Origin of the sequence: Acidaminococcus timonensis (assembly GCF_900106585.1) — a bacterium.
In the GTDB taxonomy this organism is placed as follows: Bacteria; Bacillota; Negativicutes; order Acidaminococcales; family Acidaminococcaceae; genus Acidaminococcus; species Acidaminococcus timonensis.
The window spans coordinates 142336-163839 of sequence record NZ_FNWH01000006.1 but is presented as its reverse complement, the minus strand read 5'-3'; the positions used below and the strand labels follow the sequence as shown (position 1 = coordinate 163839).

Sequence of the window (21504 nt, the reverse complement as noted above, 5' to 3'; positions counted from 1 at the left end):
CATTATTTCTTATCCGGAGCAGCGGTTCCATTGACCAGCAATTCCTGTTTCTTCTGCAGATCTCCCTGAAGAAAGGTATGGACCCGTTCTGCCACCACCCGGTTCATGCCCTCCACGGCCGCCAGGTCGTCGATGCCGGCTGCCCGCATGGCATCCAGGGAGCCGAACCGTTTCCACAGAGCGGCCCTCCGTTTGGGCCCCATGCCTTCCAGATGGTCCAGCACGGATACCAGGTTCCGTTTGGCCAGCCGTTTCCGGTGGTAGGTGATGGCAAACCGGTGGGCCTCATCCCGGATATGCTGGATCAGATGCAGGGCCGGGGACATCTTATCCAGCAGGATGCTGGTATGGGCCCCTTCCTTGAAGATTTCTTCCTCCCGCTTGGCCAGGCCGATCACCGGCACCTCACTGATTCCCAGCCCCCGGATCACCTCCAGGGCCGAGCTCAGCTGTCCCTTGCCGCCGTCGATCACAATCAGACTGGGCAAATCCTCCAGGTCCTTATAGCGACGATACACCACTTCCTGCATGGATTTGAAGTCGTCCGGCTTCCCTTCCGTCGAACGGAGCTTGTACCGCCGGTAATCCTTTTTGCTGGGGCTGCCGTTGCGGAACACCACCATGGAGGCCACCGTTTCCCGTCCCTGATTGTGGGAGATATCGAAACAGTCCATCCTCTCCAGGGGGGTCGTAAGCCCCAGGGCCTTCTGCAGCTGTTCTGCCGCATCCAGATCCGTTTCCAGGGAGGCATGGCCGCGGCGCAGCCGTTCCTCCAGGTTCTTTCTGGCATTGTTCACAGCCATGAGCACCAGATCATGCTTCAGGCCCCGCTGAGGTACCAGCAGGTTCACCGTCTTTTCATTCAAGGTGCTCAGCCACCGGGAGAGCAGCGTCCGGTCGCTGTCTTCCAGCTCCTGGCTCACCAGGATTTCCCGGGGCGGCCGATGGTTCTCATGGTAGTACTGTTTCAGGAAATCCGCCAGGATCTCGCTGCCCGGTTCCCCCACTTCCTGGTCCAGGAAGAAGCTGTCCCGTCCCAGGATCTTGCCGCCCCGGATGAAGAACACCTGCACACAGACACCGCTGTCATCCATGGCCAGACCCACCACATCCCGGTCACCGCTTTCCGTGGTGGCCTTCTGTTTTTCGGCCAGTTTTTTCAGGTTCAGCAGGGAATCCCGGTACCGTGCCGCCGCTTCAAACTCCATGCGGTCTGAAGCCGCATACATCTTTTCCTTCAGGTCCTTTTCCAGCTGGCTCACCTTGCCATCCAGCAGCATCAGCACAGAATCCACCAGTTGCCGGTACTCGCTGACCGGTACTTTCCCCGTGCAGGGAGCCAGACACCGGTGGAGATGATACTGGAGGCAGGGCCGTTTGGCGTTCAGGTTCCGGCAGTGCCGCAGGGGAAACATGGTACGGATCAGCTTCATGGTGTCCCGCAGGGCACCGGCATCCGCAAAGGGGCCGTAGTATCGGGCCCCGTCCTTCAGCACCCGCCGGGTGAGCACCATCCGGGGATAGGCTTCCTGCACCGTGATTTTCAGGTATGGATAGGTCTTGTCATCTTTCAGGTCGATGTTATACCGGGGCCGGTATTTCTTGATCAGGTTGCACTCCAGGATCAGTGCTTCCATCTCGCTGGCGGTGACAATGGTCTCGATGGAAGCCACATGGGCGTTGATGGCCCGTACCTTGGGGGACACCTGACTGGCCGGACGGAAATAGCTCCGCACCCGGTTTTTCAGGATCACTGCCTTGCCCACATAGATGACCTTGCCCTCAGCATCATGCATGATATAGACCCCCGGCGCATTGGGCAAGACGGCCAGGGTCTCCTTGATGGCTTCGTTCATGACAGGACCTTCTTCACATACTGACCTGTATAGGATTCCGGCACCCGGGCCACTTCCTCCGGAGTCCCGGTGGCGATCACCGTACCACCCCGGTCGCCCCCCTCCGGTCCCAGGTCGATCAGGTAATCGGCACTTTTGATCACGTCCAGGTTGTGTTCGATGACCACCACCGTGCTGCCTGCATCCACAAGCCGCTGGAGCACTTCCAGCAGCTTGTGCACATCGGCCATGTGGAGCCCCGTAGTGGGTTCGTCCAAAATATATAGGGTCCGTCCCGTATTCACTTTGGCCAGTTCCGTAGCCAGTTTCACCCGCTGGGCTTCGCCGCCCGAAAGGGTGGTGGCTGCCTGGCCCAGTCGGATGTAGCCCAGTCCCACGTCCTCCAGCACCTGAAGTTTCCGCAGGATCCGCTGCTGGTTGCTGAAGAACTGGCAGGCCTCGCTGACAGTCATATCCAGGACCTGGGCGATGTTCCTGCCCTTATAGTGCACTTCCAGGGTCTCCCGGTTGTAGCGGGTGCCTTTGCACACCTCGCAGGGCACATAGACATCGGGCAGGAAGTTCATTTCGATTTTCAACAGTCCGTCCCCGCGGCAGGCCTCACAGCGGCCGCCCTTGACATTAAAGCTGAACCGGCCCGGTTTGTAGCCCCGCAGCTTGGCGTCATTGGTGGTGCTGAACAGGGTGCGGATCAGATCGAAGGTCCCTGTATAGGTGGCCGGGTTGGACCGGGGCGTACGCCCGATGGGGCTCTGGTCGATGTTGATGACCTTATCGATGTTCTGGATCCCCAGGATCCGGTCGTGAAGGGCCGGACGCTCCCGGGCCCCCATGAGTTTCTTGGCCAGGGCCTTGTACAGGATATCGTTCACCAGGGTACTCTTGCCGCTGCCGCTGACCCCGGTGACCACGGTCAGGGTCCCCAGAGGGATGGACACGTCGATGTCCTTCAGGTTGTTGGCGCGGGCCCCTTTGATGAGCAGCTTCTTGCCATTGCCCTTCCGCCTCTTTTCCGGCACCGGGATCTTCCTGGCGCCGCTCAGGTACTGGCCTGTGATGGATTCAGGCACCTGGCTGATTTCCTCCGCTGTGCCCTGGGCCACCACATAGCCCCCGTTTTCGCCGGCGCCGGGTCCGATGTCGATGATCTGGTCCGCAGCCCGCATGGTGTCCTCATCATGTTCCACCACGATCAGAGTGTTGCCCATATCCCGCAGGTTCTTCAAGGTTTCCAGCAGCTTGTCATTATCCCGCTGGTGCAGGCCGATGCTGGGTTCATCCAGGATGTAGAGGACCCCCACCAGGCCGGAGCCGATCTGGGTGGCCAGCCGGATCCTCTGGGCTTCACCGCCGGACAGGGTGGCCGCCGCCCGGTTCAGGGTCAGGTAGTCCAGCCCCACATTGTTCAAAAAACTGAGCCGGGCCCGGATCTCCTTCAAGATCTGTTTGGCAATGAACGCATCCCGGTCCGACAGCTGCAGGTTGTTGAAGAAATCCAGGCATTCCCGCACCGGCAGGTCACACACCTGACGGATATTCTGATCTCCCACGGTGATGCCCAGCACTTCCGGACGCAGCCGGGCCCCATGGCAAGTGGAACACTCAATGGCGGTCATGAAAGACTCGTAGTCCAGGCGCTGGCTTTCGCTCATGGCGTCCCGCAGCCGCCGTTTCAGCAGGGGGATGATGCCCTCAAAGGGCGTATGGTGCTCGTTGGTCTCTCCCATCATATTCTCGTAGGTGAAGGTGAACGTCTCGTCAGGGATGCCCTCCAGCAGCTCCCTCTGGAACTTCTTCGGCAGGTCCTTCCAGCAATTCTGCAGCGTGAACCCGCGGCTCTTCAGTACCGCGTCCAGTTGCCGCAGAAAATAGGATTTCACATTGGAGCTCACGGCTGCAATGCCCCCCTGGTCGAAAGGACGAGTCTTATCCGGGATGATCAGGTCCGGATCGAATTCCATGTGCTGTCCCAATCCCATGCAGTCCGGGCAGGCCCCATAGGGGGCATTGAACGAGAACAGCCGAGGTTCGATTTCCGGCAGGCTGATGCCGCATTCTGCACAGGCGAATTTTTCACTGTACACCTGGGTGGGACCGCCGACCTGCTCCACAGCCACAGTCCCCTCCCCCAGCTTCAGAGCCGTCTCCAGAGAGTCCGTCAGCCGGCTGCCCAGGTTGGGCCGGGCCACCAGACGGTCCACCACCACGGAGATGGAGTGCTTCTTCTTTTTGTCCAGTTCGATGTCCTCGTCCAGATTCAGGATCTGGTCATCCACCTTCACCCGCACGTAGCCGGCCCGGCGGATCCGTTCCAGCACATTCTTATGCTCACCCTTGCGGCCCCACACCACCGGGGCCAGGAGCATGAACCGGGTCCCCTCCGGCAGCTCAAGAACCTTGTCAGCGATCTGCTGGGGGCTCTGGCGTTCGATCACCTTCCCGCACCTGGGACAATGGGGCACCCCGATCCGGGCAAAGAGCAGCCGCAGGTAGTCGTAGATTTCCGTCACCGTCCCCACCGTGGAACGGGGGTTCCGGCTGGTAGTCTTCTGATCGATGGAAATTGCCGGAGACAGGCCCCCGATGTAATCCACATCCGGTTTGTCCATCTGGCCCAGGAACTGCCGGGCATAGGCCGACAGGCTCTCCACATACCGTCTCTGGCCCTCTGCATAGATGGTATCAAAAGCCAGGGAGGATTTGCCGCTGCCCGAAAGGCCGGTGATCACCACCAGCTTATTCCGGGGGATCTTCAAGGAAATATTTTTCAGGTTGTGCTGCCGCGCACCCTGGATCACAATGTAGTCTTCATTCATGAGCTTTCCGCTGCTCTCCTTTCAGCAAAATCAGCTGATCCCGGTATTCCGCTGCCAGTTCGAAGTCCAGCTCTCTGGCCGCTTCCTTCATTTTCTTTTCCAGCAGTTTGATCTGTTTGTCCCGATCCCTGGGCGTCAGTTTCTTCACGGATCTGGCCGTGTACCCTTTGGTAGCCGTATCGTCCTCTTCCACTTTGGTCAGCTTGATCAGGTCCACCACCTTCTTCTGGATGGTTTTGGGGATGATGCCATGGGCCTTGTTGAAAGCCTCCTGTTTTTCCCGCCGCCGGGCTGTCTCGCTGATGGCCCGTTCCATGGAACCGGTGATGGTATCCGCATACATGATGACCCGTCCGTGGGCATTCCGCGCCGCCCGTCCGATGGTCTGGACCATGGCGGTATCGCTGCGCAGAAAGCCTTCCTTATCAGCATCCAGGATGGCCACCAGGCTCACTTCCGGCATATCCAGTCCTTCCCGCAGCAGGTTGATGCCCACCAGCACGTCAAACTTGCCGGCCCGCAGGTCGTGGATGATTTCCGCCCGTTCGATGGTGGCAATGTCCGAATGGAGGTAGCGCACCCGCACCCCGGCAGTGGTCAGATATTCCGTCAGGTCTTCGGCCATTTTCTTCGTCAGGGTGGTGACCAGGACCCGTTCCTTCTGGGCCGTCACCTTATGGATTTCGCCCATCAGGTCGTCGATCTGTCCCTTGATGGGCCGCACTTCGATTTTGGGATCCAGAAGGCCCGTGGGCCGGATGATCTGCTCCACCACATTGTCCGTGGTCTCCATTTCGTAGGGACCGGGGGTGGCCGAAACGTAGATGATCTGCTTCCGCCGGGCCTGGAACTCATCAAAGGTCAGAGGCCGGTTGTCCAGCGCGGAAGGCAGACGGAACCCGTACTTCACCAGCTGCTGTTTCCGGCTCTGGTCCCCGGCGTACATGGCCCGCAGCTGGGGCAGTGTCACGTGGCTTTCGTCCACCACGGTCAGGAAATCCTCCGGAAAATAATCCACCAGGGTAAAGGGTGGTTCTCCAGGTTTCCGGCCCGTGAGGTGGCGGGAATAATTCTCGATGCCGCTGCAGTATCCCAGTTCCTGCATCATTTCCAGATCGTAGTTGGTCCGCTGTTCCAGCCGCTGGGCCTCCAGCAGCTTGTTCTCGCTTTTCAGGACCTTCAGCCGCTGGTTCAATTCCCTGCGGATGTCCTGGCGGGCCCGTTCCATGTTCTCGTCGCTGGTTACATAATGACTGGCCGGGAAGATGGCCACATGGGTCCGCCGGTCGATCACATCCCCGTTCAGGATGTCGATTTCGCTAATGGTGTCCACCTCATCCCCGAACAGCTCGATGCGGATGGCCTTTTCCCCATAGCTGGAGGGGACCACTTCGATCACATCCCCCCGGACCCGAAACTTGCCCCGTTCCAGCACCAGATCGTTGCGGTCGTAGCGGATCTTCACCAGTTTCTCCAGGATGGCGTCCCGGTCTACCTGCTGACCCACCCGCAGGGACAGCACGCTGTCGTAGTAGTCTTTCGGGGCCCCCAGGCCGTAGATACAGGAAACGGACGCCACCACGATCACATCCCGCCGCTCCATCAGGGCCGAGGTGGCCGAGTGGCGCAGTTTATCGATCTCATCGTTGATGGAAGAATCTTTTTCGATATAGGTATCCGTAGCCGGTATATAAGCTTCCGGCTGGTAAAAATCGTAGTAGGAAACGAAATATTCCACTGCATTGTCAGGGAAGAATTCCTTGAATTCACTGCACAGCTGGGCAGCCAGCGTCTTATTATGGGCGATGACCAGGGTGGGCTTCTGCACCTTCTGGATCACCTGGGCAATGGTATAGGTCTTGCCCGTCCCTGTAGCCCCCAGCAGGACCTGGGTATGGAGTCCCTTCTCCACCCCTCTGGCCAGGGCATCGATGGCTTCCGGCTGGTCCCCGGCAGGAGCAAAGGGCGCATGGATTGTAAATGGCATGATGTTTCTCCTTTGGTAATCGATTCAAATCCAATTATATCATATGAGAGAAGGCTGCTGACCGGAGAGTCTTTCTTTTCCATGGAGAGATAGTGTATAATAAAACGATACGAAAAAAGGAGGAAGACATGCATTTTTCATTAAAATCCCTTCTGACTGCCGGTTTTCTCTGTTTTGTGCTGGGATCCGGGGCAGAAGCTTCGCCCAAGATCCTGTATGTGCCCCTGGACAACCGTCCGGTCTGCCTGGAATATACAGTGGATACGGCCAGAGCGGCCGGCTATCCCCTGACGGTACCCCCGGAAAAGGATCTGTCAGACCAGAAAAGCGAGGGCAATAACGAAGCCCTGTGGAACTGGCTGGAACAGGAGGCCCCCCATGCAGAAGCAGCGGTCATTGCCACGGACAGCCTGAACTATGGCGGGCTGGTGGCCTCCCGAAAGCACCACCATCTGGAGAAATACCTGAAAGAGAAGATCCAGCGCCTGGAAAAGCTGAAGAAGGACAATCCGGGACTGAAGATGTACGCATTCAGCACCATCATGCGGACCCCCAAACAGAGCATCGGCAAAGTGGAACCGGGCTACTACCAGGAATACGGACCGAAAATCTTCCGGTTGTCCCAGCTGCAGGATAAGGAAGACCAGGACGGCTCCCTGACCTATGGGGAAAACCAGGAACGGCAGACCCTGCTGGCCCAGATTCCCAATTCGGTGATGCAGGACTGGAAGACACGCCGTCTGATGAATTTCCAGACCAACAAGCGGCTGATCCGTCTGTGCCAGAATGGCGTTTTCCACTACTTTGCCCTGGGCAAAGATGATGATGCGCCCCTGTCCCAGACCCATATGGAAGCCCGCCACCTGAAATACGTGGGCGATGGGATCACGGAGAACCGGTTCCAGATCCTGCCCGGTGTGGACCAGGTGGGTCTCCTGCTGGTGACCCGTGCCATCAACGAACTCCGGGGCGAAAAGCCCAGGGTCTATCCCCTGTTCGCACCGGGTGCAGGGGGCAGCACCATCCCCCTGTACTCGGATGAACGGGCGGAAGAGTCCGTGCGCAACCAGATCCTGGCCAGCGGCAGCACGGAAACCAGCCATCTGGAAAAGGCCGACCTGGTGCTGGCCGTGAATACCCCGGAAGACGGCAGCTGCCTGGACTCCACCGCCAACGACAACGCGCCCTATCCCAGCCGGGCCAACCGGGAATTCGCCAATGAACTGGCAGATCTGGAGGAAAAGAAGCCGGTGGCCCTGGCAGATATCTCCTTTGCCAACGGAGCGGACAACGGCTTCATGCAGGCCATGACCGAATCGGAAGCGCTGCTGGGCCTGACGGCCTATTCCGGCTGGAACACTGCCGACAACAGCATCGGGTTCGCCCTCAGCCAGGGCATCCTGAGCAAGCGGATGAAACCGACGGACCGGGAGCGGCTGCTGAAGACCCGGCTGCTGGACGACTGGATCTACCAGGCCAACGTGCGGTACCGGATCAGCCTGGGCATCGATCAGCACGATTTCATGTTGAAATATGACCTGGGAAAATATTATAATCGGATCCTGAGTGGGACCAACCGGTTGCTGCGGCAGTACGTGGAAGACGAACCCACCCTGAAGGGAACATCCTATACGGTGGAATTCCCCTGGAACCGGATGTTCGAGGTGGATGTGAGAGTCAAATAGCAGGAACTCTGCTGAGTCCCTGCGGCGGATCAGGCCCTGCGGCCCGGTCCCTGTAAACTGGTTACAGGCAGGCCTGCTTCACAGGCCTGCTCATTGATGAAAATAAGAAAAGCCTATAGGAGGAAAACATGGCAAAAAACAGCTCTTTCGACATTGTTTCCCAAATCGACATGCAGGAACTGGACAATGCATTGAACCAGACCCGGAAGGAAATCTCCCAGCGGTATGATTTCCGCGGGTCCAATGCCTCCCTGGAACTGAATGGCGACGAACTGAAACTGGCGGCCGAGGATGAATACAAACTGGGAGCCATCCTGGACATCCTGCGGCAGCGGATGGCCAAGCGCGGATTATCCCTGCGTGCCCTGGAACCGGGCAAGGTGGAACCGGCCGCCAAGGGCAGTGTCCGCCAGACAGTAAAACTGAAACAGGGTATCGACAAGGAAACAGCCAAGAAAATCACTGCTGCCATCAAAGCAGCCAAGATCAAGGTGACGGCCCAGGTGCAGGACAATCAAGTCCGGGTTTCCGGTCCGAAAAAGGACGACCTGCAGGCCGTGATCCAGTTGGTGAGAGGCCAGGATTTCGGCATCGATCTGCAGTTCATCAACTTGCGGTAAGCCACTAGTCTGCAGTCACTAGTCACTAGCGAAAGGAAAGAACCCGTCCTCACATGATGAGGACGGGTTCTTTTGATTATATGGACCAACAGCCACACAGATATATCTTTTCTGTCGCTGGCAGCTGGCTTCCTTTGGCTAGTGACTGTAAGCTAGTGACTAGTGACTGTTTTTTCTCTTTTCCATGGGATGCACCAGCTGCCAGCGATAGCGGATGGCGAAGAAACGGAGGGCGATCACCATGAAGGCTCCCAAAAAAGGTGCCAGGTCCTGGCTTTCGAAATGCCAGCACAGGCACATCACCAGGCTGCCGGCCAGGGATGCGGTGGCGTACACATCGGCCGTAAGCACACTGGGCACCCGCTGGGCCATCAGGTCCCGCATCACCCCGCCGCCCACGGCGGTGATCAGCCCCAGCAGCACCGGATACACGTAGGTGTGGAGGGTCCCCTGGGACAGTCCGGTCAGGGTTCCGGTCACCGTAAAGGAAGCCAGCCCCACCGTATCCGCAGCTACATAGAAAAACGTGACAATCTGCTTCTTGCGCCCAGCGATCCGATAGGAAGCGAACAGCCAGGACATGGCCAGGGCCGTCAATACGGACAATAACAGGTTCCCCGGGTTCTCCAGTGCCATGGGCGGCGTATACCCGGCCAGCACATCCCGGATCATGCCCCCGCCTACAGCGGTAAGGACAGCCAATACGGTGATGCCGAACACGTCCATATTCTTCACCATACCCACGATGGCACCGGAGACCGCAAAAGAAATGGTCCCGGCAATTTCAAACAGATTCCATAACTGAAGCATGAATTCCTCCTTAGCCCAATACCCGCAACAGTTCTGCGCAGCTGGTCATCCCCACCAGCACTTTCTCTTTCCCGTCTTCCCACAGAGGCCGCAGCCCCTCCTTACAGGCAATGGCGGTCAGTTCCCCTTCGCTCAGGCAACGGCAGATGCCCTGGCGCAGGGCATCTGTCACCAGCAGGACTTCCTGCAGAGGAAGGCGGCCGACGTACCCGGTATGGCGGCACTGCTCGCAGCCCGCAGCCTGATAAAGGGTATGGTTCCCTTCCAGCCCCAGATACCGGCTTTCCCAGTCTGATTCTCCCACTTCATAGGCTTTTTTGCAATGGGGACACAGCCGGCGCACCAAAAGCTGCCCGGCCACCGCCTGGAGAGCAGACGCTGCCAGATAGGGTTCCATCCCCATATCAAGCAGCCGGTTCACAGCCCCCACCGCTGTATTGGTATGGAGGGTGCTGAACACCCGATGCCCGGTGAGCGCCGCCTGGATGCTGATGGCTGCCGTCTCTCCATCCCGGATCTCTCCCACCATGATGGTATCCGGATCCTGCCGCAGGATGCTGCGCAGGCAGCGGGCAAAGGTCAGCCCCACCTTCGGTTTCACCGACACCTGGCTGATGCCTGCCATCTGATATTCCACCGGATCCTCCACGGTAATGATGTTCTGTCCCTTCCGGTCCAGGGACGCCAGGGCCGCATACAGGGTGGTGGATTTCCCGCTGCCTGTGGGCCCGGTTACCAGGAACAGCCCGTGAGGCTGGTGCAGGACCTGCTGCAGGGCATCCAGGTTGGCCTGGCTGAACCCCAGACCCTCCAGTTCCAGCTGGAGGGCTTCCCGGTCCAGCAGCCGCAGCACCAGTTTTTCGCCGAACAGAGTAGGCAGGGAGGACACCCGCACATCCACCGGACGTCCCTGCCAGCTGCCCTGGAAGCGGCCATCCTGGGGCAGCCGTTTTTCTCCGATATCCATACCGGCCAGGATCTTGAACCGGGACAACACCGGTTCCTGGAGATTTTTCGGGACAGGAGGCAGGGGCTGCAGGACCCCATCTACCCGGCAACGCACCCCCAGCTGCTCTTTGGCCGGTTCCAGGTGAATGTCACTGGCCCCCTGATCCAGGGCCGTCTCCAGAATCTGGTGGGTCCACCGTACCGCCGGTGCCCCGGCGTCCCCCTGGCAGCGCTGTCCGGAAAGAGACGAAAACTGGAAATAAGGCTGTGATTGATGGCTGATTGAATGGAACATCAAGAGGACTCCCTTCACACGATTGTCGATTTTGACCTTCTTTTTGCACTTGCTGCCGGTTGGGGTAGGAACACCGGCCGCTTTTCCCTATAATGGGATTGGAAAAGCAAGAATAACCTGATAATTCACAAAGGAGGTATCCCATGTTCTCTCTTTTTCCTGCCTTCCAATCTCTTTCCGCATCCCGCCGGTTCCTGGTGCTGCTGCCCCTTCCTCTGGCCCTGGCCGGTGCTCTGGCCTGGCCCGGGGAGGGAGAAGCTCCCCTCTTTCCTCCTGTCCCCACCCTGGCAGATCAGGATGGGGACAGGACTCCCGGAAAACAAGCCAAAGCCCGGAAACCGGTCCTGCCCCGGCGTGACCCTTTCCGGCCCCTGAACCATCCTGTCCACAAAAAGAAGCTCCCCGCTCCCGCAGCCGTTCCTCCAGCCGCCCCCGGGAAACCGGTCTCATCCTCGTCTCCGGCCTCTCCATACCGCCTGCTGGGCATCCTGACGGTCAACGGTGAAAGACGGGCACTGGTGGCCAGTCCCCGGGGAACGGTCCTGGCTGCCCTGGGGGAAGCCCTGCCGGGAAAAGGACCGGTCACGGCCTTCCACAGTTCCTCCCTGGAATGTGACGGACGAGAGCTGTCTGTAGGGGAGGTATGGCCATGAAAAGTTTCCTGTTGGCCTGCCTGTTCTGTCTCCTGAACCCGGTGCGCTGGGTACTGGCTGCCGACCCGGTGTCCCTTTCTGTAAAAGAAGCCCCTGTCCGGGATGTTCTCCAGAGCCTGGCCCAGCTGGCGGACCGGAACCTGGTGGTGGATCCGGACCTGTCCGGCACCATCTCCCTGGAACTGCGGGACATCCCCTTCCCCCAGGCCCTTTCCATCGTCACCCGCAGCCGCGGGCTGGAATGCCGGGAAGAAGGCAACATCCTCTGGGTCAGTACCCCGGAGAAGCTGGATGCCCGCTTCGGCCGGCTTTCCCTCCACCCCCTGGAATACATTTCCGCCAAAGAGGCAGCCGAGACACTGAAGCCCCTGTTCCACTCCCCCCTGGTCTGGGATCGGGAGAGCAACGCACTGCTGTTCCGTGGTACTGCCGGGGAAAGGGACCGGCTGAAAGAAGCCCTGTCCCTGCTGGACCGTCCCAGTCGCCAGGTCACCCTGGAAGCCCGAATCCTGTCCCTGAACGAGGAAGCTTCCCGGGAGCTGGGCCTGAAATGGAACTGGACCACCCTGCCGGCCTCCGGCGACCAGAGAGATCAAGGGGCCAGGATCCACCTGGGCCATGGGTATACTGCCGGTCTGACCGCCACACTCAGTGCCCTGTGCCAGCAGGGCAGGGCCAGTGTCCTGGCCACCCCCAGCATCATCACCCTGCCGGGCCGGGAAGCCAGCATCTTCATCGGAGACCACATCCCGGTGGTCACGGAGAAAGTGACCAACAGCACCACCACCCAGACCACGGAATACGTGGACGCCGGTATCCGGCTGTCCTATACTCCCTACCTGAGCCGGGATGGATTGATTACCGTCCGGGTCCACACCGAAGTCAGTACCCCCACCCTGATCACCGAGCTGAAGAATTATCGGATCACCAGCCGGACGGCCGATACCCAGGTGCGCCTGCGGGAAGGCCAGACCCTGGTCATCGGCGGCCTGATCAGCGAGCAGGAACAGCAAAAACTGGAGGCCGTGCCCCTGTTATCCAAGATTCCCCTTCTGGGAGAACTGTTCAAATTCCGTTCCAGGGCCAGGAACCGTACGGAAGTGTGCATGCTGCTGACCCCCTGCATCAGTGAGCCGGGGCACTCCCCGGCTCTCGGCCGCTTCTCCTTTACTCCGCCTTCCCGGGAAACTCTTTCAGGGTCCGCACCCGTTCCAGGAACTGGTGCAGTACCCGTGCCGTGATGCCCCAGATGATCCGCTCCTTCCAGGGGTAGAAGAACACCTCATAGGCCTTGCGCACATTCCAGCCTTCCTGAAATCCATAGGCCCACTGTCTGGGAAACCCCAGCTGCTGACGGGTACCCATATCCACCTTGCCCACCACCGGTGCCATGGCCAGCAGGTCTTTCAAGGGCACCCCGAACACTTCAGCCACTTCATTTTGATCGACCACCAGGGGCACCTTGTTGGACAGGATCCCTGCAAAGGGATAGACCAGGGGTCCGGAATACCCGTAAAAGTAATCCAGAGGCCCCAGCACCTGGATGTCCTGCTCCGGAATGCCCAGTTCCTCCCGGGTTTCCCGCAGGGCTGTGGCAAGAAGGGTGGCATCCGTCTCCTCCCGATGGCCCCCGGGAAAACAGATATCCCCCGGCTGCCAGTGCATTTTGGCGGAACGGACCTCGAACAGGATCTCCCACCCGTGTTTTGTCCAGCGCAGGGGCAGCAGGACAGCGCTCTCCCACAGCTTCAGGGTCCTGTCCACCCGTTGCCGCTGATCCGGCCAGAGAGACTGGAGCGCACTTCTTTGTTTCATTTCCTGTGTCATGGTAAGCCCCCTTGTTTTCATTTTGTATCGAACATGACAAAATTGTACAATATTTTTCAGAAACAGTAAAGCGAGGTCGTTGCCGTTGCAACGACCTCGCTTTTCTTATACCAGATATTCCATGATCCTGCCGATCAGGTCTTTTCTTGCATTGTGATTGGTAGAGCTGTAGGCGATGAGCCGGTTGTCATCCAGGCCAAAGGTCTTCTTGTACAGTGCCGTCTGACTGGCCACCGCTCCCCTGCTGAGCTTGTCACTCTTGGTCAGGATGATCAGGATGGGCAGCCCCAGGTTCAGCAGCCACTGGTAACAGTCGATATCACTGTCCATGGGCGCATGCCGGATATCCATAAGTACACAGACCAGTTTCAAATAGGGCGAATTCTCCATGTACTTGCAGATGAAGGCCGACCACTGCTCCTTATTCCCCTTGCTGGTCCGGGCGAATCCATAGCCGGGCAGGTCCACGGCATAGAACGTATGCCGGTCCACCTGCTCTTCCCGGGTCCGCTTCCCCTGGAAGGAATAGAAGTTGATGGTCTGGGTCTTGCCCGGCGAACTGCTCACCCGGGCCAGGCCTTTCCGCCGGGCCAGAGAGTTCAGCAGGGAAGATTTCCCCACATTGCTGCGGCCGATGAAGGCCACTTCGTCAATGGTATCCTGGGGATACTGGGTGGCCTTTACGGCCGAAGCCACATAGCTGGCGCCGATGATGTCCCACTGGTTCCCTGCCATATCAGTCCTCCAGGGCCAGTTTGGTCACCTGGTCCATGCTGTCCACCGGGATGAAGGTCATATCGTTCCGGACCTTCTCCGGGATTTCCTCCAGATCCTGCTGGTTCTGGCGGGGGATCAGCACCGTCTTCACCCGATACCGGTGGGCGGCCAGCACCTTTTCCTTCAGGCCGCCGATGGGCAGTACGTGGCCGGTGATGGTGATTTCGCCCGTCATAGCCAGATCCGCCTTCACCTTCCGTTTGGTCAGGGCACTTTCCATGGCCGTGGCCATGGTGATGCCGGCCGAGGGTCCATCCTTGGGAATGGCCCCTTCCGGTACGTGGATGTGGATATCCACCTTTTCGTTGAAGTCGGGAGCCAGGCCCAGTTCTTTGGCCCGGCTGCGGATGTAGGTAAAGGCCGCCTGGGCACTTTCCTTCATCACATCACCCAATTGCCCGGTAAGCACCAGTTTTCCCTTGCCTTCGCAGACCACCACTTCGATCTTCAGCAGTTCGCCCCCCACGCTGGTCCAGGCCAGCCCGGTGCAGACGCCCACTTCTGATTTGGCTCGCATATCGCTTTCCAGGAAGATGGCAGGCCCCAGGTATTCCTTCAGATGTGCCGGAGTCACAGAGACTTTGGCCACCCCGTCTTCCACAATCTTCCGGGCTGCTTTCCGGCAGATGGTGGCAATCTTCCGCTCCAGGTTCCGCACACCGGCCTCCCGGGTATAATCCCGGATGATGTGCTGGATGGAGGCGGCTCCCAGGCTCAGCTGCCTGCCGGTCAGGCCGTTGGCCTTCCGTTCCTTGGGAAGCAGATGCAGCTGGGCGATTTTCAGTTTTTCCTCATCGGTGTAGCTGGACAGCTCGATGACTTCCAGCCGGTCCAGCAGCGCCGGGGGAATGGTCTCCACCGTATTGGCTGTGACAATCCAGAACACATTGCTCATGTCGTAGGGGAATTCGATGTAATGATCGCTGAAATGGCTGTTCTGTTCCGGATCCAGCACCTCCAGCAGGGCCGATGCCGGGTCGCCCCGGAAGTCGGCACCCATCTTGTCCACTTCATCCAGCAGAAACACCGGGTTATCGCTGCCGCAGTCGATCATCCCGTTGATCAGACGGCCGGGCATGGCCCCGATATAGGTCCGCCGGTGGCCCCGGATTTCCGCTTCATCCCGAATTCCACCCAGAGAAATCCGGGTGAATTTCCGGTTCACAGCCCGGGCAATGCTCTGGGCCAGGCTGGTCTTGCCAACGCCCGGAGGTCCCACCAGGCAGATGATGGGTCCCCGGTTGCTCTTGGTCAGGGCCCGTACGGCCAGATAATCCAGGATCCGTTCCTTGACCTTCTTCAGGCCATAGTGATCCTTATCCAGCACTGCAGCGGCCTTCTTCAGGTCGTAGTTGTCCCGGGTCATTTTGCCCCAGGGCAGACTCAGTACTGTATCCAGGTAATTCCGGATCACCGCACTTTCGGCCATCATAGGAGGCATCTTATACAGCCGGTCCAGTTCCTTGTCCAGCTTTTCTTTCACCTCTTTGGGCAGCTTCAGCTTCTTCATCTTGTCCTGGTATTCCTTGACTTCGGTGCCCTTTTCGCCGCCTTCGTCCAGTTCCTTGTTGATGGCTTTCAGCTGTTCCCGCAGGTAGTATTCCCGCTGGTTCTGTTCGATCTGCTTCCTCACCTGCTGAGAAATGTCCTTCTCCAGGTTTACGATTTCCAGTTCCTTGCACAGGAACCCGTACAGCAGATTCAGCCGTTTCTTTACATCCACTGCCTCCAGGATCTTTTCCTTATCGGCAATGTCGATGGTCAGGTACCCGGCGATCATATCGGCGATTTTGCCCGGATCCGGCTGGTTCTTGAAGGTCAGCAGCACCTCCGTATTCACTTTCTTGCTGGCCACCACCCATTGTTCAAAGGTTTCCACCAGCATGCGCTTCAGGGCTTCCACTTCCGCGGTGTGGTCGTTGATATCTTCCCGTACGGCCACATAGGCTTCCATATTCATCCCCACAGCATCCACAACGGAGATCACTTCCACCCGGGAGAGACCTTCCACCAGGATCCGCATGGCCCCGTTGGGCAGCTTCAGCAGCTGTTTCACTTCGGCGATCACCCCGAAGTTGTACAGGCTGCTGGCTGTGGGGTCGTTCTCCTCTGCCTGTTTCTGGGTCACCAGGCAGATCCGTTTCGTCATATTCATGGCCGTTTCCACTGCCTTGATGGAGCGTTCCCTGCCTACATCCAGGTTGATGATCATACCCGGAAAGACCAGGGTACCCCGCAGAGGCAGGAGCGGCAGTCTCATGGTATTGGCTTCCAACATATCGTTTCACCGTCCTTATCGAGATAGAGAAAAAGGGAAAAGGGATGCCAGCACCCCTTTTCCTTTTCCCTAGGCCTTTTTTCTTGTATCAGTATTGTCTTGCTCTTTGAGCAGCAGCTTGGGGTCTTTGTGTTTGGTGACCACATCAGCTGTTACGATGCATTTCTGCACATTGTCCCGACTGGGCACCTCGTACATCACGTTTTTCATGATGCCTTCGATGATGGCCCGCAGCCCTCTGGCACCGGCGTTCCGAGCCAGGGCCTCATGGGCGATGGCTTTCAGTGCATCATCCTCGAAGTCCAGCTCTACGTGGTCCATGGCCAGCAGGTGTTCATACTGCTTGGTCAGGGCATTTTTCGGTTCCGTCAGGATCCGCACCAGAGCTTTTTCGTCCAGGTTGTCCAGGGTGACCACCACCGGCAACCGTCCAACGAATTCGGGAATCAGCCCGTACTTCACGAAATCCTCGGGAAGTACATGCCGGAACGGGTTCTCACTCTTCTTCTCGGCCTGGGTGGGGATTTCAGCCCCGAAGCCCATGCTCTTCTTACCGGTACGGGCGTTGATCACATTTTCCAGTCCGGCAAAAGCACCGCCGCAGATGAACAGGATGTTGGTGGTATCGATCTGGATCAGTTCCTGATGGGGATGCTTCCGTCCGCCCTGGGGCGGTACGTTGGCCACAGTCCCTTCCAGGATCTTCAGCAGGGCCTGCTGGACGCCCTCCCCGGAAACATCCCGGGTGATGGAGGGGTTTTCCGATTTCCGGGAGATCTTATCGATTTCATCGATATAGACGATGCCCCGTTCGGCCCGCTCGATATCATAGTCCGCATTCTGGATCAGCCGCAGCAGGATATTCTCCACGTCTTCACCCACATACCCGGCTTCTGTCAGGCTGGTGGCATCGGCAATGGCAAAGGGGACCTTCAGGATTTTGGCCAGTGTCTGGGCCAGCAGCGTCTTGCCGCTGCCGGTAGGCCCCAGCATCAGGATGTTGGACTTCTGCAGTTCCACATCGTCCCGGTGCTGCCCCTGTTCGTAGTTGATCCGTTTGTAGTGGTTATACACCGCTACTGCCAGGGTCTTCTTGGCCTCTTCCTGGCCGATTACATATTCGTCCAGGATGGCTTTGATTTCCTTGGGCTTGGGCAGATCGGTGATTTGTTCCTCCACCGGCCCTTTCAGGTCCTTTTCCAGCATTTCGTTGCACAGGGCAACACATTCATCACAAATAAAAACGTTATGGCCGGCGATCAGTTTCTTCACCTGGCTCTGCTTCTTGCCGCAGAAGGAACAGGTGTAATCTGGTCCGTCCAGATTGTTTTGATCATCGTATCCCATCTGGATCCCCTCCTCACAGTCAGGGCAAGATGGTTCGGTCTTACCCCTTATTTCTGGGTCTTGATCTGATGGACCACCTGGTCGATCAGACCGTATTGTTCGGCTTCCACCGCGGTCATGAAATGATCCCGTTCCGTATCCTTCCGGATCTGTTCCGGGGTCTGGCCGGTGTGGTGCGCCAGGATTTCGTTCATCTCTTCCCGGATGCGCAGGATTTCACGGGCATGGATCTCAATGTCCGTGGCCTGGCCCTGGGCACCTCCCAGAGGCTGATGGATCATCACTCTGGAATGAGGCAGGGCGAAGCGTTTTCCCTTCGTACCGGCAGCCAGCAGTACCGAAGCCATGGAGGCCGCCATCCCTACACAGATGGTGGACACATCCGGCCGGATGTACTGCATGGTGTCATAAATCGCCAGCCCGGCGCTGACACTGCCGCCGGGGCTGTTGATATAGAGATGGACATCCTTATCCGGATCCTCGGATTCCAGGAACAGCAGCTGGGCAATGATCAGGTTGGCCATATGATCTTCGATTTCACCGGTAACAAAGATGATCCGATCTTTCAGCAGCCGGGAATAGATATCATAGCTCCGCTCGCCCTTACTGGTCTGTTCCACCACAATAGGCACATAGCTCATGCCGTCCACCTCCAACAGGTTTTATTTTTCTTCTGCAGCAGCTTCTTCAGCCTTCGGAGCGTTCTTGGCGCTGTCGATGACCAGACGGGCTGCCTTCCGGCGGGCAATGTTGGCAACCAGCACAGCCAGGGAGCCATTTTCCTTGACGATCTTTTCGACCTGTCTCAGGGTAGCACCATGCATAGCGCCCAGTTGTTCCATTTCCTTGCGGATTTCGTCTTCAGTCACCTGGATCTTTTCCTGCAGAGCAATGGCATCCAGTACCAGATCGGTCTTGATGTTTTCCAGAGCTACCGGTTTCTGTTCATCCCGGTAAGTCTTTACATCCTTGCCCAGATATTGCAGGTACAGAGGCAGGCTCATCTTATGCTGTTCCAGGTTCAGGGCCAGTTCATCCATCATCTGGTTGGCTCTTTGGGTAACCATCACATCAGGGACTTCGAATTTGGCGTTGTCCACAGCCTTTTTGATCAGGTCAGCTTCGTAAGCGGACTGAGCGCGCTGGGCTTCGGCCTTCTTCATACGGTCCAGGGTCTTTTCACGGAATTCAGCCACGGTCTTGCTGTCGCTGTTGGCGGCGATCAGTTCATCGGTCACTTCCGGAACGTCTTTGACTTTGACATCCTGTACAGTCACTTTGAACACAGCCTTTTTACCGGCCAGTTCCTTGGCCATGTAATCTTCCGGGAAGGTTACGTTTACATCCGTGGAGTCGCCCTTTTTCAGGCCCACCAGCTGGTCTTCAAAGCCCGGGATGAAGCTGCCGCTGCCCACTTCCAGGGGATAGCCCTTGCCTTCGCCGCCGTCAAAAGCTTCGCCGTCGATGGTGCCGGCGAAATCGATGATGGCCAGATCGCCTTTTTCCAGGGCTTTGCCTTCCGGAGCTTCTACCATCTTGGTAGCCCGTTTCTGCAGATTTTCAACTTCTTTATCCACATCCGCGTCGGTGATTTCTTTTTCTTTCTTTTCCACATCCAGGCCCTTGTATTCGCCCAGTTCCGGTTCCGGACGCAGGGTGACCACCAGGGTCATTTCCATGGGTTTTCCTTCTTCGAAGGTGGAATCTTTGATTTCAGGATCGGAAACAGGCACCCAGGAGTTTTCTTTCAGGGCTTCTCTATATTGTTCATTGGCAGCGATTTCAAAGGCTTCTTCTTTGATGGCATCTTTACCAACGTGCAGTTCCAGGACCCGGCGGGGTGCTTTACCCTTACGGAAGCCAGGGATCGTCACTTGTTTATTGATCTTGGCAACTGCTTTTTCAAAGGCTTTTGCTACGTCTTCTACCGGCAAAGATACTTTCAGAGTTGCTTCATTACCTTTTCTTTCAACGGAAACGCTCATTTAAAAAAATCCTCCTCACATGCTGTCAGCCATTATTCCTATGGGATGCTTAACAGTCTGTCTGTAATAGCTTAAAAAACCGCTCATATAGCATAGCACAAAAGGTGGAAATAAGCAACAAAAAGACAGAAAAAGCCGCTTCCGTGAGGATCGGAAGCAGCTTTTTTCTTTGCCTTTTTACCGGTTATTTCCAGAATTCCAGATCGGAATCATCCAGTCCGATATTTTTGGCTTTGAACACCGGGTTCTCCACCCCGGCATCCAGCTGGCGGCCATAATCATCCATCACCGCGATGGCGGTTCCGTTCAGGGCCAGGATGGAAGGGATGTTGATCAGGCACATGAAGGCCATGCAGATATCCGCCACGGCCCAGGCATTGTCCATGGACATCCCGGCACCTACGAAGATCACCAGCACAGCCACGATCCTGAACAGTTTCATGAAACCCTTGCCGGGGGTCTTCTTGCCGTTCAGGTAGGCCAGGCAGTTGTCCACATAGAACAGGTTCCCGATCAGGGTGGTGAAGGCGAACAGCACCATGGCTACGGTGATCATGATGGGGCCAAAATTGCCAAAGTCCACCTGGGTGGCTTTCTGTACATAGGGAGCCCCGGCCAGGGCCTTGGTGGGGATCACCCCGGAGAACATGCACATGAGAGCCGTGGAGGTGCACAGCAGGGTATCGATGAAGACGGACAGCATCTGCACCAGACCCTGCTGGGCCGGATGGGAAACGTCGGCAGCGGCTGCCGCGTTGGGGGCAGACCCTACACCGGCTTCATTGGAATACAGGCCCCGTTTGATGCCATACATCATGCAGGAACCGCTGATGCCTCCCAGGATCTTCTGGAAGTCAAAGGCATCGGCGAACATGGCGCCCAGTACGGAAGGGATCATGTTCAGGTGCATGACGATGATCACCAGGCTGAGCAGCACATACAGGACTCCCATGAAAGGCACCAGGATTTCCGTCACCCGCATGATCCGTCTGCCGCCGCCCACCAGGCAGTAACCCACCAGCAGTGCCAGGATGGCTCCGATGATCCAGGGCGTGGTTCCCTTGTCATAAAAGCCATATACGCTGAATGTGGACTGGAGGTTGTAGGAAGCCAGGGCATTGAAACCGCCGGCATAGGTAATGATCAGGAAGAAAGCAAAGGCGCTGGCCAGCAGTTTGTTGTGCAGTGCGATTTCGATGTAATAGGCCGGTCCGCCATAGCTGTCGCCATTGGCATCCCGCCGTTTATACACCTGGGCCAGGGTACTTTCAATGAAAGCCGTGGCGCCGCCGATGATGGCGATGACCCACATCCAGAACACAGCACCGAAGCCGCCCAGGCACAGGGCTGTGGAGATGCCGATGATGTTGCCGGTCCCTACCCGGGAAGCGGTGGAAACCATCAGGGCCTGGAATGAAGAAACAGATCCCTCTTTGCTGGGCTTCTGCATCACGACGCGGATGCATTCCCGGAACCACCGAAACTGGATCAGACGGGTCCGAACTGTAAAGAACAGACCGGCCGCCAGCAGGACGATGATCAGGATGGGGTAATACAGGACGTCATCCATTGTGGTGAGTAGTTGTGACATTGATTGTTGTCCTCCCTTTCATGGGGTTT

16 protein-coding genes are annotated in these 21504 nt (G+C 57.7%); 4 read left to right on the top strand and 12 right to left on the bottom strand.

Going from position 1 to position 21504, the window contains the following annotated elements; genetic code table 11:
* Positions 1-2: 2 nt before the first annotated feature.
* From uvrC to uvrB, 3 genes are read right to left on the bottom strand one after another with little or no spacing between them, the layout of a single operon-like run.
* The gene (gene uvrC, locus BQ5462_RS04670; protein WP_071142262.1) at positions 3-1856 is read right to left on the bottom strand and encodes an excinuclease ABC subunit UvrC; all 1854 of its coding nucleotides are present in this window, start codon (positions 1854-1856) and stop codon (positions 3-5) included.
* Positions 1853-4672, bottom strand: coding sequence for an excinuclease ABC subunit UvrA (gene uvrA / locus BQ5462_RS04665; RefSeq protein ID WP_071142261.1), 2820 nt, complete (start codon positions 4670-4672; stop codon positions 1853-1855). The genes uvrC and uvrA overlap by 4 nt, the downstream gene beginning before the upstream one ends.
* Entirely contained in the window at positions 4665-6659 is a 1995-nt protein-coding gene (gene uvrB, locus BQ5462_RS04660) for an excinuclease ABC subunit UvrB (protein WP_071142260.1), read from the bottom strand. Before uvrB ends, uvrA begins: the two co-directional genes overlap by 8 nt.
* A 128-nt stretch (positions 6660-6787) precedes the next feature.
* Here uvrB and BQ5462_RS04655 point away from each other — a divergent pair, with 128 nt between their 5' ends.
* Together BQ5462_RS04655 and BQ5462_RS04650 are read left to right on the top strand one after the other, a co-directional pair.
* Positions 6788-8344, top strand: a complete 1557-nt coding sequence (locus BQ5462_RS04655) for a DUF4127 family protein (RefSeq protein WP_071142259.1) — start codon at positions 6788-6790, stop codon at positions 8342-8344.
* A gap of 128 nt (positions 8345-8472) precedes the next feature.
* Positions 8473-8964 (top strand): YajQ family cyclic di-GMP-binding protein, encoded by a 492-nt coding sequence (locus BQ5462_RS04650; protein ID WP_071142258.1) that lies wholly within the window; start codon positions 8473-8475, stop codon positions 8962-8964.
* 159 nt (positions 8965-9123) lie between these two features.
* Here BQ5462_RS04650 and BQ5462_RS04645 read toward each other — a convergent pair whose 3' ends face one another.
* Complete coding sequence (locus tag BQ5462_RS04645) at positions 9124-9774, bottom strand: trimeric intracellular cation channel family protein (protein WP_071142257.1); 651 nt, start codon at positions 9772-9774, stop codon at positions 9124-9126.
* Between the two features lie 10 nt (positions 9775-9784).
* Positions 9785-11017 carry a GspE/PulE family protein gene (locus BQ5462_RS04640; protein ID WP_071142256.1) on the bottom strand — a complete coding sequence of 411 codons (1233 nt, stop codon included), beginning with the start codon at positions 11015-11017 and terminating at the stop codon, positions 9785-9787.
* A 143-nt stretch (positions 11018-11160) separates the two neighbouring features.
* Here BQ5462_RS04640 and BQ5462_RS04635 point away from each other — a divergent pair, with 143 nt between their 5' ends.
* Positions 11161-11670 (top strand): hypothetical protein, encoded by a 510-nt coding sequence (locus tag BQ5462_RS04635; protein WP_071142255.1) that lies wholly within the window; start codon positions 11161-11163, stop codon positions 11668-11670.
* Positions 11667-12911 carry a type II secretion system protein GspD gene (locus BQ5462_RS04630; protein WP_083378072.1) on the top strand — a complete coding sequence of 415 codons (1245 nt, stop codon included), beginning with the start codon at positions 11667-11669 and terminating at the stop codon, positions 12909-12911. Before BQ5462_RS04635 ends, BQ5462_RS04630 begins: the two co-directional genes overlap by 4 nt.
* On the opposite strand, the gene BQ5462_RS04625 is transcribed toward BQ5462_RS04630, so the two are convergent.
* From BQ5462_RS04625 to BQ5462_RS04595, 7 genes are all read right to left on the bottom strand, one after another.
* Positions 12838-13497: an NUDIX hydrolase gene (locus BQ5462_RS04625; protein WP_083378071.1), complete on the bottom strand. Its 660-nt coding sequence runs from the start codon at positions 13495-13497 to the stop codon at positions 12838-12840. The two genes, BQ5462_RS04630 and BQ5462_RS04625, sit on opposite strands and share 74 nt — an antisense overlap.
* A gap of 105 nt (positions 13498-13602) precedes the next feature.
* Complete coding sequence (gene yihA, locus BQ5462_RS04620) at positions 13603-14232, bottom strand: ribosome biogenesis GTP-binding protein YihA/YsxC (RefSeq protein WP_071142254.1); 630 nt, start codon at positions 14230-14232, stop codon at positions 13603-13605.
* Between the two features lies 1 nt (position 14233).
* On the bottom strand, positions 14234-16552 hold the full coding sequence (lon, locus tag BQ5462_RS04615) for an endopeptidase La (RefSeq protein ID WP_071142253.1): 2319 nt from the start codon (positions 16550-16552) through the stop codon (positions 14234-14236).
* A gap of 69 nt (positions 16553-16621) precedes the next feature.
* Positions 16622-17899 (bottom strand): ATP-dependent Clp protease ATP-binding subunit ClpX, encoded by a 1278-nt coding sequence (gene clpX / locus BQ5462_RS04610; RefSeq protein ID WP_071142252.1) that lies wholly within the window; start codon positions 17897-17899, stop codon positions 16622-16624.
* A gap of 47 nt (positions 17900-17946) precedes the next feature.
* Positions 17947-18540 carry an ATP-dependent Clp endopeptidase proteolytic subunit ClpP gene (gene clpP / locus BQ5462_RS04605; RefSeq protein WP_071142251.1) on the bottom strand — a complete coding sequence of 198 codons (594 nt, stop codon included), beginning with the start codon at positions 18538-18540 and terminating at the stop codon, positions 17947-17949.
* A 21-nt stretch (positions 18541-18561) separates the two neighbouring features.
* Positions 18562-19884 carry a trigger factor gene (gene tig / locus BQ5462_RS04600; protein WP_071142250.1) on the bottom strand — a complete coding sequence of 441 codons (1323 nt, stop codon included), beginning with the start codon at positions 19882-19884 and terminating at the stop codon, positions 18562-18564.
* Between the two features lie 184 nt (positions 19885-20068).
* A complete protein-coding gene (locus tag BQ5462_RS04595) occupies positions 20069-21475 on the bottom strand; it encodes an alanine/glycine:cation symporter family protein (RefSeq protein WP_071142249.1) in 1407 nt (468 codons plus the stop codon).
* Positions 21476-21504: the final 29 nt, after the last annotated feature.

Excerpts from the sequence above, each read along its gene's own strand:
- clpX (WP_071142252.1), bottom strand. The coding sequence starts at position 17,899 with ATGGGATACGATGATCAAAACAATCTGGACGGACCAGATTACACCTGT.
- BQ5462_RS04630 (WP_083378072.1), top strand. The coding sequence starts at position 11,667 with ATGAAAAGTTTCCTGTTGGCCTGCCTGTTCTGTCTCCTGAACCCGGTG.
- BQ5462_RS04635 (WP_071142255.1), top strand. The coding sequence starts at position 11,161 with ATGTTCTCTCTTTTTCCTGCCTTCCAATCTCTTTCCGCATCCCGCCGG.
- BQ5462_RS04650 (WP_071142258.1), top strand. The coding sequence starts at position 8,473 with ATGGCAAAAAACAGCTCTTTCGACATTGTTTCCCAAATCGACATGCAG.
- BQ5462_RS04645 (WP_071142257.1), bottom strand. The coding sequence starts at position 9,774 with ATGCTTCAGTTATGGAATCTGTTTGAAATTGCCGGGACCATTTCTTTT.
- uvrA (WP_071142261.1), bottom strand. The coding sequence starts at position 4,672 with ATGAATGAAGACTACATTGTGATCCAGGGTGCGCGGCAGCACAACCTG.
- BQ5462_RS04625 (WP_083378071.1), bottom strand. The coding sequence starts at position 13,497 with ATGACACAGGAAATGAAACAAAGAAGTGCGCTCCAGTCTCTCTGGCCG.
- yihA (WP_071142254.1), bottom strand. The coding sequence starts at position 14,232 with ATGGCAGGGAACCAGTGGGACATCATCGGCGCCAGCTATGTGGCTTCG.
- BQ5462_RS04640 (WP_071142256.1), bottom strand. The coding sequence starts at position 11,017 with ATGTTCCATTCAATCAGCCATCAATCACAGCCTTATTTCCAGTTTTCG.
- uvrB (WP_071142260.1), bottom strand. The coding sequence starts at position 6,659 with ATGCCATTTACAATCCATGCGCCCTTTGCTCCTGCCGGGGACCAGCCG.
- lon (WP_071142253.1), bottom strand. The coding sequence starts at position 16,552 with ATGTTGGAAGCCAATACCATGAGACTGCCGCTCCTGCCTCTGCGGGGT.
- uvrC (WP_071142262.1), bottom strand. The coding sequence starts at position 1,856 with ATGAACGAAGCCATCAAGGAGACCCTGGCCGTCTTGCCCAATGCGCCG.
- BQ5462_RS04595 (WP_071142249.1), bottom strand. The coding sequence starts at position 21,475 with ATGTCACAACTACTCACCACAATGGATGACGTCCTGTATTACCCCATC.
- BQ5462_RS04655 (WP_071142259.1), top strand. The coding sequence starts at position 6,788 with ATGCATTTTTCATTAAAATCCCTTCTGACTGCCGGTTTTCTCTGTTTT.
- tig (WP_071142250.1), bottom strand. The coding sequence starts at position 19,884 with ATGAGCGTTTCCGTTGAAAGAAAAGGTAATGAAGCAACTCTGAAAGTA.
- clpP (WP_071142251.1), bottom strand. The coding sequence starts at position 18,540 with ATGAGCTATGTGCCTATTGTGGTGGAACAGACCAGTAAGGGCGAGCGG.